This is a genomic window from Desertivirga arenae (assembly GCF_017355785.1).
Taxonomy (GTDB): domain Bacteria; phylum Bacteroidota; class Bacteroidia; order Sphingobacteriales; family Sphingobacteriaceae; genus Desertivirga; species Desertivirga arenae.
Map to the genome: position 1 here is coordinate 185,730 of NZ_JAFEWE010000007.1, position 14,169 is coordinate 199,898.

Below are 14,169 nucleotides of genomic sequence, written 5' to 3' on the forward strand. Positions count from 1 at the left end.
CTGCATAAATGTGGACTTATCAGGCTTATTGGACAGGACGAGCTAAGGTTCATATGAATGGGGGGAATAATCATGGGATAACCTGGTTAAATTTAAATTGTGATTTGAAACATTTTTTCTTAAAACAACATCGCCTATATTGCTTAATAATTCTTTCACCCTAACATTTAATACTTATGGCAATAGTTGATAAAAAAGGAGTTTTGCACGGACCAGTAGATAATATTTTATACCGGGAGTACAGGGGTATGCAGATTGCGCAGATAAAACCTGCAAAAGTGAAGCAAACCCTTGCTAGTAAGGAAGCTGGCTTAGAGTTCGGATTGGCTGCTACCACAGCGGCAAGCATCCGTGCGGTCTTTCTTCCTGGGTATAAAGCGAATGACGGAGCTATGGCTAACCGTCTTACTACCACTACCTTAAAAAGTATTCGTGCCGCTATTCATAAGCGAAGAGGGGAAAGGAATATACATGACGGAGATCCTAATATGTTCTCGGGCTTCCAGTTTAACAAAAATTCTCCTTTGGATGAGTGCCTGAGGGTGAATCCACAGGTTAGAACAACCGAAGAAGGAAGGATAGTCGTCAAGCTTCCGGCTTTTACAGAAAATGAGCTTCGCGGACCAGCAAAAGGTTATTATGTAATTCGTTTGATGGCCGTATCTTTCAACTTTAAGACTTCTCTGGCAAGTTATTTAAGCAGCAAAGAGATCAAAATTAATTACGGGAAAGGATTTGAAGGTGCTGAAATAGAGGTTCTTGAGTCGCTACCTCCAGGTCGCCTCGTTTTACTTGGAATGTTTGTTCATGCTTATAATTGGGACACCTTTGATGGATACACCCGACTTAATAGCAAAACCTGGAGTCCCGGGGCAATTATAGGCGGATGGCAAGCACCAGAACAAGAAGAACCAGAAATGACAAATCGACTCGAAAAAGAAAAGGCTGTTGTTGGAGACGTTAAAATGTATCCATTGAGCTACTCAGGTGTGGAAATTCAAAGAAAATTCGAAGATATTTGGGCAAAGCAGGATAAAAAGGTAAAAGACCCAGTGCAAAAAAGACCTGCAATGCCTGATATAGATGAAGAACTGCCTATAGGTGATTTCAAGATATAAAATTGAAATGAATGTGTTGAAGCACTTAAGCACCTAGGGGCCAGTGATTCAAAAAATACTAACTGTTCGGTATAAGATATACGATAAGTGGGAGCACAAAAAAGCCCTGAAGCTATGAGAGCAGCAGGGCAACCTAAACCTTATCACAATTATATATTATACGAATACCTGGATCAAATAGTATACTTCAAGCGGTTTTTATTTTCTCTTGGACTTCAAAGGTGCTACAGTTTTTTGAACAATTACTGGCTTGTTTTTATATCGTTGATAGGACACAATAGCCAGAATAGCTACAATGGATACAGTGATGTATACCCATGATGGAATTGGAACAGGGTCACCCTGTGCATAGGAATGCAGGCCTGTAAGATAATAGTTCACTCCAAAGTAGGTCATGATGATTACCGAAAAGGCCAGCAGCGAGAGCAGGTTAAAGAGATATTTTCCACGCATACCTGGTATAAGGCGTATATGCAGCACGAAGGCGTAAACAATCACCGAGATGAAAGCCCAGGTTTCCTTTGGATCCCAGCTCCAGTAACGACCCCAACTTTCATTGGCCCATATCCCTCCTAGGAAAGTTCCAACTGTTAGAAGGAATATACCAACAGTTAGTGACATTTCATTCACGATCGTAAGCTCCAAAACAGAAGAAGCTACCTTTTTCGCGATCTTTTTGTGGTCGATAATATAGAGTACCAGCACTACCGTACCTAGCAAAGCACTTAGTCCAAAAAAGCCATAGCTGGAGGTAATAATTGCCACGTGCACCATTAACCAGTAGGATTTAAGTACGGGAACTAGCGGGGTGATCTGCGGATTCATTTGTGATCCTCCATGAGCGAAACCCATTAGGATAACGGCAATCAGACATCCAGCTGCAGGTATGAAAGCATTACTATTCCTATAAAGCAGCAATCCCGACATAACTCCAATCCAGCTGATAAACATTACCGCCTCGTAACCATTACTCCATGGCTCATGACCTGAAATATACCATCGCACTCCAAGACCGAACATCTGTAAGAAGGCCGCTATGCTTATTATTATAAGGAGAAACTTAACTGCTTTGGACAAAGCGGTGGAATCACTAAAGAGCCTTCCAAAGGCAAGAGCAAGGATCACGGTTCCGAGCAGGGCGTAAGCGATCATCAGCTTCAGAAAGATGTTCCAGGAATTGTAACGAACTTCCATCTCGACTTTCGCAGCTGATGGTATAATATCTTTGCCTAGTTGAAGCTGTATTTGTTTAAGCGCTGTAAGTTTCTGGTTTGCCTCATTCCAATTCCCGGCTTCGATTGCATTGTTAACGCTGATCATGTAATCGACAGCTTCATTTTTTTGAGCAGGGGTATTTGCCACAGGTGCCTGAGGTGCACTCCATGTATTGTTTTTATCTCCGGCAACAGGAAATACCCTCAAATACTGCCCATTGAGTAGCTGCTGCATTACCTGTAGCTTGTCGTTCAGATCAATGATATCTTTATCATATCCATTCTGTTCGGAGGGTTTCTTTGCGAAGGATTTTAGATATTCATCCTTAAGCTTAAAATCTACGCCTCCATCAGCAGTTTGAGCAAGAAGATTCACCATGCTGGTATATCCTTCTTTATTAGCTTCTACAGTTTCCGATAATCCGGGACCTCCTTTAGTGCCCACCCTAATCAGTGGGACATTTACCCAATCGAAAGGACGGGCGGACATAGATAAAAAGAATTGGTTAGCACTTAGATTATAGAAGTTGTCTTTCTGGTAAAGCCGGCGAAGGATTTCCAGGGCCATAGTGTTGACCGGCTCTATACGACCATCAATATTTTGTACCAATAATCTACCAAAATTATCTGCATGGACCTTATCAATAAGGACAGAATTGGCAAAGGTTTTGGCGTCAAGCATTTGGCCAGCCAACAGCTGCTGGATCGCAGCAGCGTGATCATGGTCAGGTGCTTCAGCAGCAGCAGCCCTCGATGAGCTATCCTCTGCAGGAGCATGGTTATGCTGACTGTGGTCGTGATCGCTATGATCGTGTTGGCTATGGTCATGCTGGCCTGGCTCTTTCCCATGCATATCTATCTCCTGGCTTTGGCCAGCGAAAGGCAGGAATAGTAATAGCACTAACGTTGCTTTTGACCTTGATAAATCCTTTAGCTGTTGACCTAGCTTGTAAAAATGCGACCCCTTCCAGAACAGTGTTACAAAAAGACCTATGAACAGAAGGGCATACCCGATGTAAGTGATCCTGGTTCCCCAAAAATCATGATTTACAGACAGTATTGTTCCCAGTTCATCAGGATCGTAACTAGACTGGAAAAAACGGTAGCCCTGTTCGTCCAATACATGGTTCATAAATATTTTATATGGACGATCAGTCTGTCCATTCTGGATTAATATATCAGACGAATAAGCTGCAGGGCTGTTGCTTCCGGGATACTTTTCCATCTTAAAATCTGTTAACTTCAGGAAAAATGGCGCAAGGTATACTCTGGATCCATAGGCCATTGAAATAGGAAGTCCACCGATCTCGCTTTGAGACTGAAAGTCCGTCATACCCCTGCCTCCGTAGAAAGAAACAGTATCGATAGCTTTTGGTGTAGTAACCTCAACTCGTAGAAAGTCCAGGTCGTGCTCATTAGCCCGCTTATCACCTTCGAAATAAATAATAGTACCTGGCTTTGCCGGCTGGGGAACTACAAAAGCAAGGTTGCCGAATTGATAAAGACTTCGAAGATGAAAATCCTGCAGTTTATCACCAGCAACTACTGCCTTTCTTTCCTGGGTAGCCATGATCATATAACTACCTTGAGATGGGGAGGATATGGTGTAGCCTGATACTCCCTCAGCAATATTAATCGCACCAGGTGTCGGTTTATTATAGCTGATGATCATATCCTGTATAAGCTTGACGCTTCCGGATGGAATATACTTGTTAACCCTTTTGCCGTTTTCCAGTACCACCAGGTGAAGGGTTGGGGTGCCTGATGGGTTAAGAACAAGCGAGTCTTGTGCACGGGGGTAAAAATCTACCACCCTCATTTTAACCCTTGACCCTTTGTAGTCGTATTCAGATACAAAAGACTTATGGAAAGGCTTTAGATACCAGGGGATACGGTTTGAAAGTAGGATTACAGGCACATCATCGTAAGCGAGGGCATGTTCATTTAAACCAATTTGCACCTTGAAGAACGTAGCCTCGGATACGACTTCATTGCTGGCGTTACCTTCACGGATATGCATTGTGCCTTCAAAACTGATATAACGGGTAATAAATCCTCCAATAAAGATTATTATGAAGGCCAGGTGAAATACCAGGAGAGGGAGTTTCTTAACAGAGAGTAATTGATACCTTTTAATATTGCCAACAAAATTTAAGATCAGCAATACCATGACAAGTTCGAACCACCAGCAATTATAAATTAATTGCTTTGCGACTGCCGTTCCATAGTCGTTCTCGACAAAAGTCGCCAGCGCCATCGAGAATGCATAAAAAAGTAGCAGAGTACCCATCGTTCGGGTAGAGAACAGAATGTTAATGCTTTTGGAAATCATTTAGTGTGAGTTTTTGCCGCCCCAGAAAAGGGACGATATTAGCTATTTTCAAAGGTCAATTTCTAAGTATTATAAAAAAAGATACTGCTATGATATTGGAATGATACTCGCGTGAAAATTGCAGAGATTGAATCTTGTTTTATGTATAGCCGTAGATAATCTGATACAAATCGACAAAAGGTTGAAGCCGGATTGTGAATTGGGTTAGCTTATTTTGAAGTCTGAGAGTTAGATAACCAGTTTTTCAAAATGAGCCGTTTTCATTCCATTTCTTTAAAGATAATATTAGGTATACTTTTTACAGGTCTCATTATGCAGGCCAGTGCACAGGTGCGGCTGGCAACAGGTAAGGTAAGCCGGAGTGATTTCTCCTTAATTGGTGCCCGTAATTCTGCTTCACTTTATTACGATCAGCAGGATCACGAAGTAGTTAAAAGAATTACCAGGCTGTTTGCAGAGGATATTCGCAACGTAAGTGGAAAGCTCCCTACTGTGTCTTCAGCTGAAATAAAACTGTCAGAGAACAGTGTTATAATAGGCACCCTTGGAAGTAATAGATTGATCGATAAATGGGCGCGTGAAGGAAAGATACAAAGCAGCGGCTTGAAAGGTAAATGGGAGTCGTACCTTATTCAGCTTGTTCAAAATCCCGCGCCTGGCGTCAAAAGAGCTCTGGTAATAGCAGGCAGCGATAGACGGGGGACAGCTTTTGGGGTTTTTTCTATTTCTGAGGCTATCGGAGTATCTCCATGGTATTGGTGGGCAGATGCTCCGGTGGTGAAAAGATCAGAAATTAGTCTTACCATAAAGACAATTGTTTCACATGAACCCTCTGTGAAATACCGGGGAATATATGTAAACGATGAAGACTGGGGCTTGCTGCGCTGGGCAAAGAGGACGTATGATGTAAAGCAAGGCAATATCGGCCCCAAAACATATGCCAAGGTATTTGAGCTTCTTCTCCGTCTTAAGGCTAATTACCTATGTCCTGCTATGCACGAAGCCAGTACTGCTTTCAATAAGATTCCGGAGAATAAGCTTCTTGCCGATAGTTTCGCTATCGTTATGGGATCGGTTCATGCAGAGCCACTCTTATTTAATAACGCCAGTGAATGGGATAAGAAGACCATGGGTGAATGGGATTACCTTACAAACAAGGAAGGTATAAATAAGGTGCTGAAGGAGCGGGTGAGAAATAACGGAGCTTATGAAAATGTTTATACCCTGGCTTTACGGGGCATTCATGACAAGGCAATGTCTGTAAACAGTTCCATACAAGACAGGGTGAAGGTACTTAGTAATGCCCTTAGTGACCAGCGACAAATTCTTACAGACGTTATTGGTAAACCTGCAAACCAAATACCGCAGGCATTTACTCCATATAAGGAGGTTCTGGATATTTATTCTAATGGACTTGAGTTGCCGGAAGATGTAACGATAGTGTGGCCCGACGATAATTATGGTTATATAAAACGCTTGAGTAATTCGGCTGAAAGGAAACGCTCTGGTCGCTCAGGTGTTTACTACCATGTATCCTATCTTGGAAAACCTCATGATTACCTGTGGCTAAGCTCGACTCCACCAGCCCTGATGTACGAAGAGCTGCGCAAGGCCTATGATACTTCTGCCGATCGTCTTTGGCTCCTTAATGTAGGTGATATAAAATCATGCGAATTTCCATTCTCCTTATTTATGGATATGGCTTACGATATAAGCAAGTTCGACTATAATATGATTGCGGGATATCATGCAACTTGGTTGAGCAAGATCTTCGGCGAACAGTACTATAAACCATTGCTAGATATTACTAAATCATATTATCATCTGGCCTTTTCCCGGAAACCAGAAGCCATGGGATGGGGATATGAATGGAACACGAATAAGAATGGCAGAGAACGCACTACGGATACCGACTTTTCATTTGCAAATTATCAGGAAGCAGAATCAAGATTAAAAGAATATGATCGTATTGGATCCGCCGCGGAGGATTTGATGAATAAGCTTCAGGATGATCAGAAAGCGTCTTTTTATCAGTTGCTCTACTACCCCGTGAAGGGCGCTGAACTAATGAATAAGATGCATTTGAATGCTCAGAAGAATCGTTGGTACGCGCGCCAGCAAAGAAGCGCTACTAATGATCTGAAAAGCCAGGTAAAAGTTTATTACGATAGCTTACAGGTGATCACCAAGGGATACAACTCGCTATTAGACGGTAAATGGAATCATATGATGTCTATGGTTCAGGGAGTTACTGCTTCCTATTTTGAATTGCCGCATTTAGATTCTATCAAGTTAGAAGGATCGCCACAATTGAATGTATTTGCAGAGGGAGAAGACGTGCTGAAAGGTAAATCAAGCTTTCATGCTCTGCCGTCGTTTAGTACTTATAACAGGCATTCATCCTATGTCGACATTTATAACAGCGGAAAAGGATCGCTTAACTGGAATATAAAAATCTCCGATAGTTGGATAATAACCAGCAAAAGTAGTGGTACAACAAGCACACAAGAGAGAATAGCGATCGCCGTTGACTGGAACAAAATACCATGCGGAGAGAAAGTGGCTGGTTCGATCACCATCAGCGCTGCAGGTAAAGAAGAGCAGGTGCTGATTTCAGTATTTAACCCTGTGTCACCATCTCTGGCTGAAACCAAAGGGTTATTTATAGAAGATAATGGCTATATCTCGATAAATGCAGCTGGCTTTCATCGAAAAGTAGAAAACAACGATATAAAGATGAAAGTCATTCCGGGACTTGGTTACGAAGGCGCTTCTGTTCAGCTCGGCGATCCGGTTGCAGCTTTCCAGAACCCGGCAAGCAGTACAGTTCCTTGTCTTGAATACGATTTTTACACCTTCGATGCAGGTTCAGTAGATGTATACACTTATGCCTTGCCTACTTTTCCACTTAGTACAGACAGGCCTCTCGGTCATGAAACTGCAGCCGGAGAAACGAGGTATGGAGTATGCATCAATGATGGTGCTGTTTCCCAACCTTCTACTTCTGCTATTGAGTATTCTCAGGTATGGTCTGAAAACGTGCTGAGGAACGCTGCTATTAAGAAATCTGTGCTTCATATCAATAAACCTGGCAAGCATACCTTGAAGATCCTTTGTGGAGACCCGGGACTGATCATTTCAAAAATAGTACTTGATTTTGGAGGTATGAAAAGATCGTACTTGGGGCCGCCGGTAACGAAATCCGGGGAGGAAGGGAAATAGGAACCACCCAGACAACTTGATGATAAAACAATATAAATCTGATTTAAACTAAACATTTATGATAAAGCGAAGGATACTTGCGTTAATGCTGCTTTTAACTGTGCAGCTTTCATTTGCTCAAAAGAAGCTTTTAAAGAATTTTCCCAAGGGCTATACACCAGAAGAGGTAGGAAACCGGTTAGCCTATCGTTTCCTGGATGGAAAGCACATGCTACATGCTGGTAAATGGATCAGCTACCCCGAAACTTTTAATTGGACCGGTGCCCTTAAATTCGCTGCATTCACGAAAGACAAGGAGCTTGTACAAAAGTTGCAGGACAGGTTTGAACCTTTATTTTCTTCAGAAAGCAAATTTTTACCTCCCAAGAATCATGTGGATTTGAATATGTTTGGAAGTTTGCCTTTTGAACTTTACCGTGTAACCAAAGACGACCGTTATTTTAACCTGGCAAAACCTTACGCTGATACTCAGTGGATCTTGCCAGAAAATGCAAATGCAAAGGAAAAGGCATGGGCCGATAAAGGCTATTCCTGGCAAACCCGCTTGTGGATAGATGATATGTATATGATCACCATCGTTCAGTCCCAGGCTTACAAAGTAACTGGAGATAAAAAATATATCAATAGGGCTGCGAAAGAGATGGTTATGTATCTGGATTCATTGCAGCGTCCAAACGGCCTTTTTTATCATGCCCCTGATGTGCCCTTCTATTGGGGAAGGGGGAATGGCTGGATGGCGGCAGGTATGGCTGTATTACTGCGAAACCTTCCAAAAGACAATGCAGATCGCCCAAGAATACTAGAAGGATACAGGACAATGATGGAAAGTTTGAAGAACTACCAGACACCGAAGGGTATGTGGAATCAGTTAATAGACGACCCTGACTGCTGGGCAGAGACTTCAGGATCGGCAATGTTCACCTACGCCCTGATTTCAGGCGTCAAGCAAGGATGGCTTGACGAAAAGGTGTATGCACCGGTAGCAAGGAAAGCCTGGATGGCTTTAATACCTTATATCAATGAGAAAGGTGACGTAACGGAGGTTTGCGTGGGTACGAACAAGAAAAACGACAAACAGTATTACTATGACCGTCCGAGGCATGTGGGAGATTATCATGGGCAGTCACCTTATCTCTGGTGTACTTATGCTCTCCTGGAAAAATAAGGATAGACGCTGAAGTTTTTAAATGGTCAGATGATTTTTTCTCAAATAAGGTTTCCTTATCCTTAAATGATCTCAATTATAAAGTCACCTTAATGGAAATCTTGAGACGTATCGACAAAAGGATGAGTGGATTATAGCTGAGGAATCCTTTTATTTTGAGCAATACCAATTAAATCGTAAAACCTTGCGACAGATACCCTGATTTCCCGGATCTATTGCAAATAAATTTATTTTATGAAAAGACTACCAATTTTTAAACTGATGGCGGCTATATTTTTTATAGCTTCTGCCTGCCAGAAGGGGCCCGCAGATTTCCCGGGCACCGGGCAACCTGACGTTCCACTGGAACCTGGTGCTACCCTCAGCTCAGCTCCTCTCGGAACTTTAGTAGACAGTGGTATTTACAGGATCCGTGGTTTAGCATCAATAGAGGGAGGGCCGGTAGTTGAAGTAGCAGGAAAATCCAAAGGTGAAAATGCTATGGTCCATCAATGGACGTGGTTTCCTAATAATGCTCAAAAATGGCAACTAATTAAGGCTGATTCAAACTACTATCAGTTGAAAAATGCACACAGTAACCGGTTACTTGAATCTCCATCTTCAATTGCCGGCGCTATACTTCAACAAGGCAAGGAAAAGCACTCTGACGCTCATTTATGGAAGATAACTTATACTGGTAGTAATAACCTTTTTACGCTTACCAACAAGGGAACCGGGATGAAAATGGTCCTGGATCCTGATAATAATGTTGCGGGGAGTAAGATAAGGCAGAATGTTTCAGTAACTGGCAAGCAAGATGTATTCAATTTTCATAATCTCTACTATCAGAACCCGCTTATAGATGTTAGCAGGGCCGATCCCTATGTTGCTGAAAAGGATGGCTCTTATTATTTTATGTATACCAGAGGTGACCGGTTAGGGCTCAGAAAGACAAAATGGATGTCGCTTGTCAATACGGCTAGAGAGGTGGTAGTGTGGACCCCTCCTGCGGGTACTGCTTACTCAAAAAACATCTGGGCTCCAGAGCTGCATTTCCTTGAGGGTAAGTGGTATTTATATTTTGCAGCTAACGACGGACAGGGGGATACCCACAGGATGTATGTCCTTGAAAACAGCAATGCTGACCCTACCACGGGTACCTGGACCTTTAAGGGGAAAATTTCAGATCCTTCTGATCAGTGGGCTATTGATGGAACAGTGCTAACAATCGGCTCCAATCACTACTTCGTGTGGTCAGGTTGGGAAAGTGTAAGAACCAGGTACAAACAATATATTTATCTCGCTTCCATGTCTAACCCATGGACTATTAATAGCAACCGTGTAAGAATATCTGCTCCTACAGAAACCTGGGAAAAGCACGAGCCAAATTCAATCGGTTTAGGTGTGAACGAAGCGCCCATCATGCTCCAGAAAGATGAAGAAAGCCCTGTATTTATTATATATTCTGCAAGTCGCTACAGCAGCGATAATTATTGCCTGGCGCAAATCCAGCTGAAAGATGGAGGGAATCCATTAAATACGGATGATTGGATCAATAAAAAGCAGGTTTTTGTAAAAAGTGAAGCTAATGCTGTATATGGACCCGGACATAACGGATTCTTTACCAGCAGCTTTACGGACCCCGACAAGGTAACGCATAAAGAAAACTGGTTTATCTACCATGCTCGCAGTGCCCCTAATACCTCGGGCCCAAGAACGCCAAGAATGCAAAAGCTAACATGGAACGCAGACGGATCTCCCAATTTTGGAACCGCGATCGGGCAGGGAGTGAGTATGCAAGTACCGGTAGGCGAATAAATTTTAATAAGAAATCAATTGTAAGATGATGTTATATAATTACTTAAGTTCTAAACGAATGCGGGTTTCGGAAGGGCTGCTATTTGTTCTGTGCTTTTTCCTTGGACAGTTCGCAGTTTTAGCACAAAACAGGACAATAAGAGGAACCGTAATGGATGCCACTACCGGCGAAGCGTTGATAGGTGTAGTAGTTAAAGTTGATAACAGTAAAATCGGGACTAGTACAGACCTTAAAGGAACATTTACCCTTGCGGTCCCCGCAACTGCAACGCTCAACTTCTCCTATATAGGCTACGAAACCCAAACTGTCGCAATTGGTGACAGAAATGAAATTCAGGTTAAACTTACTCAAAGCAATAAAACCTTAAATGAGGTGGTCGTGGTAGGTTACGGCACCATGAGGAAGAAAGATCTTACCGGTGCCATAACGCAGATCAGACCCGATAAAATCGCCGATCAGAATCCTAACACTACTCAGGATATTCTTCGTGGAACTCCTGGTGTTACAGTAGGATTGGATCCTGGTGCAAAAGGAGGAGGTACGATCAGGATCCGCGGCCAACGATCAGTATACACTGCAGGGGGGCATAATGACCCTCTTCTTGTACTGGATGGAACAATTTTTTATGGCGAGTTATCCGAGATTAATCCTGACGATATTGAACAGATCGATGTATTGAAAGACGCTTCGGCTGCTGCCGTTTACGGAGCTAAATCTGCTAATGGTGTGCTGATCATCACGACAAAAAAGGGAAAGAAGGGAAAACCAAAGTTTAGTGCTACTTCCAATGTTGGCGCGGTAACAATGGGGGTGGATCGCAATGTTTTTGATCCGGAAGGCTATATGAAGTACCGGAATGACTGGTACCTGGCAGATACCTATGGTGTAAACACGGCAACCGGTAATTATGAGGCTTACCGTACAGCTTCTTCAGCTTCACAAAGTAAAATATTGCCAGGATACTTTGACCGGCCTACTGAAGCTAACCTGTCTAGATACGGACTTACTTTAGACCAATGGAAAGCTTATACAAATAACGAGGCTGGTGCATCTGATAATGAAATCTGGGCAAAGCGCTTATTATTGCAGGGAACCACTTTAACCAACTTTCTAGGGGGCCAAACTTTTGATTGGTACAATCACAGCTTCAGAAGGGGATTCAATCAAGATCATAACTTGAGTGTTTCCGGTGCAAGTGACAGGACAAGTTATTACATGTCTCTTGGTTATCTTTCCAATGAAGGGGTTACAGTAGGTAACGATTATAAGGCGATACGCTCCAATTTAAAAGTAGACGGCAAAGTAAATAAATGGCTGGATATCGGTGCCAATATTAATTTTCAACACCGGACTGATGGAGATCTGGCTGTAGATTTTGACAGGCAGATGCGTTCGAACTCCCCATTCGCCAGCTACAGAGATGCAGATGGAAATCTAGTGGTATACCCTATGGGTGAGGCTGTTACTGTTAACCGTGGATATAACTATGATTTTGATATTGACTATCGCGATCTGGACAAAGGATTCACAACTTTCAATACTATCCTGACAGCCAAAGTCAAGCTTCCTTTCAATATCACATATTCCTTCAATGGTTCTCCACGTTTCCAGTTCTTCCATGATCGCTACTGGGAGTCTGCCAGCCATCCTGCCTGGAGGGGAACAAATGGATTGGTTAACAGGGAAGCTACAGAACGCTTCGAATGGTCACTAAATAATACTCTTAATTGGGAGCATACCTTCGCAAAAAAACACCACTTTAATGTCACTCTAGTGCAGGAAGCTGAACAAAGACAAAGATGGAGGGACAGAATAGAAGCCCGCAATATTCTTCCTAGTGATGCATTGGGCTATCACGAAACCTTTTATGGTGATAAGAACAAAAGTCTTTACGACAGTGATGATATAAAAGAGACAGCTGATGGATTGTTAGGCCGCTTGTTCTATTCCTATGATGGCCGCTATATGCTTACTACCTCGGTTCGTCGTGATGGATATTCAGCATTTGGATCTTCAAATCCGAGGGCTACATTTTTCTCCGCGGGCCTTGCATGGACATTCAGCAATGAGAAGTTCTTTAAGTGGTCATCAATGAGTAATGGTAAATTAAGAGTGAGCTGGGGGCAGAATGGTAACAGGCAGCTCGATAATGTTTATATTGCCTTAGCCAACCTTGGTGCGGGTGCCGGGGGAACGATGGGGTATGTTGACGCAAGTGGGAACCTGATACAGTACAGATATTTGTATATGGATAGGCTTGCGAGCCCTGGACTGGCTTGGGAGAAGACCGAAGCTTTCAATACAGGACTAGATTTTGGGTTTTTAAGGGACCGGATAACAGGGTCTTTCGATTACTACATCACCCCAACGGTGGATATGATTATGAGTCGCAACTTACCTGATTTTACTGGCTTTGCCAGTATCACCACCAACCTGGGAAAGGTTGAAAACCGTGGATTTGAAATATCTATAAATTCTCAAAATATTCGAAGTAATTCATTTACCTGGAATTCTACCTTGGGTTATTCTAAATACAAAAACACGATCAAAAACCTTTATTACATCTATGATAATGTCCTGGATGCAAATGGAAACGTAGTTGGGACGAAAGAGCGGGATGATATATCAAACAGCTGGTTTATCGGACAGCCTATCAATTCAATATGGGATTATCGTGTAACAGGAATCTGGCAAGCGAATGAGGTAGAGGAAGCCAAAAAATATGGTCAACGACCGGGAGACCCTAAGGTTGCTAATCTTTATACTGCTGACGACAAGGTTAACGCAGATGGAAGTATTTCGCCAGTTTATAACAACAGCGATAAGGAGTTCCTGGGACAGGAAAATGCTCCGATCATGTGGTCACTGAGAAATGACTTCACCTGGAAAAACTTGAGCTTATCCTTTAACATGTATTCCTACTGGGGCCATAAGAGCCGTAACTCCAATTACCTGAACCAAACGAACGGAGGGTCGGAGGTAACTTATCTGTGGAATACCTATGAGAGAAATTACTGGACACCAGAAAATCCAAGCAACTTCTACGGTAGGTTAGATGCGAAGGGACCTTCCGGTGTGAATACTCCGAGCAGGATTTACGACCGCTCTTTTATTCGCCTGGAAAATGTAAGTCTCGGGTACAACTTGCCGTCCAGGTTACTTGCCAGCCATGGTGTTGAGCGGCTAAGAGTCTATGGTACGGTAAGGAATGTTGCCGTATGGAACAAGGATAAAAACTGGGAATACTGGGATATAGAAACAGGTACAATAGCGCCAAGAATATACACCTTCGGAATGAGTCTAACCTTTTAGCTAACAGA

Annotated in this window: 6 protein-coding genes; 5 read left to right on the plus strand and 1 reads right to left on the minus strand. The window is 42.8% G+C overall.

What is annotated here, in order from left to right; genetic code table 11:
* The first annotated feature begins 176 nt into the window (after positions 1-176).
* Positions 177-1,118 (plus strand): hypothetical protein, encoded by a 942-nt coding sequence (locus J4N24_RS15415; RefSeq protein ID WP_207534593.1) that lies wholly within the window; start codon positions 177-179, stop codon positions 1,116-1,118.
* Positions 1,119-1,316: 198 nt separating this feature from the next.
* Here the strand turns inward: J4N24_RS15415 and ccsB are convergent, their stop codons facing one another.
* Entirely contained in the window at positions 1,317-4,664 is a 3,348-nt protein-coding gene (ccsB, locus tag J4N24_RS15420) for a c-type cytochrome biogenesis protein CcsB (protein WP_242691650.1), read from the minus strand.
* Between the two features lie 249 nt (positions 4,665-4,913).
* Between ccsB and J4N24_RS15425 the strand changes: the two genes are divergently transcribed.
* The 4 genes from J4N24_RS15425 to J4N24_RS15440 all read left to right on the plus strand — a co-directional run bounded on the left by J4N24_RS15425 (position 4,914) and on the right by J4N24_RS15440 (position 14,161).
* Positions 4,914-7,886, plus strand: a complete 2,973-nt coding sequence (locus tag J4N24_RS15425) for a glycosyl hydrolase 115 family protein (protein ID WP_207534594.1) — start codon at positions 4,914-4,916, stop codon at positions 7,884-7,886.
* Positions 7,887-7,944: 58 nt separating this feature from the next.
* A complete protein-coding gene (locus J4N24_RS15430) occupies positions 7,945-9,051 on the plus strand; it encodes a glycoside hydrolase family 88/105 protein (RefSeq protein WP_207534595.1) in 1,107 nt (368 codons plus the stop codon).
* 234 nt (positions 9,052-9,285) lie between these two features.
* A complete protein-coding gene (locus J4N24_RS15435; RefSeq protein ID WP_207534596.1) occupies positions 9,286-10,848 on the plus strand; it encodes a family 43 glycosylhydrolase in 1,563 nt (520 codons plus the stop codon).
* Positions 10,849-10,873: 25 nt separating this feature from the next.
* On the plus strand, positions 10,874-14,161 hold the full coding sequence (locus J4N24_RS15440) for a SusC/RagA family TonB-linked outer membrane protein (protein WP_207534597.1): 3,288 nt from the start codon (positions 10,874-10,876) through the stop codon (positions 14,159-14,161).
* Positions 14,162-14,169 lie beyond the last annotated feature (8 nt).

Excerpts from the sequence above, each read along its gene's own strand:
- J4N24_RS15415 (WP_207534593.1), top strand. The coding sequence starts at position 177 with ATGGCAATAGTTGATAAAAAAGGAGTTTTGCACGGACCAGTAGATAAT.
- ccsB (WP_242691650.1), bottom strand. The coding sequence starts at position 4,664 with ATGATTTCCAAAAGCATTAACATTCTGTTCTCTACCCGAACGATGGGT.
- J4N24_RS15425 (WP_207534594.1), top strand. The coding sequence starts at position 4,914 with ATGAGCCGTTTTCATTCCATTTCTTTAAAGATAATATTAGGTATACTT.
- J4N24_RS15430 (WP_207534595.1), top strand. The coding sequence starts at position 7,945 with ATGATAAAGCGAAGGATACTTGCGTTAATGCTGCTTTTAACTGTGCAG.
- J4N24_RS15435 (WP_207534596.1), top strand. The coding sequence starts at position 9,286 with ATGAAAAGACTACCAATTTTTAAACTGATGGCGGCTATATTTTTTATA.
- J4N24_RS15440 (WP_207534597.1), top strand. The coding sequence starts at position 10,874 with ATGATGTTATATAATTACTTAAGTTCTAAACGAATGCGGGTTTCGGAA.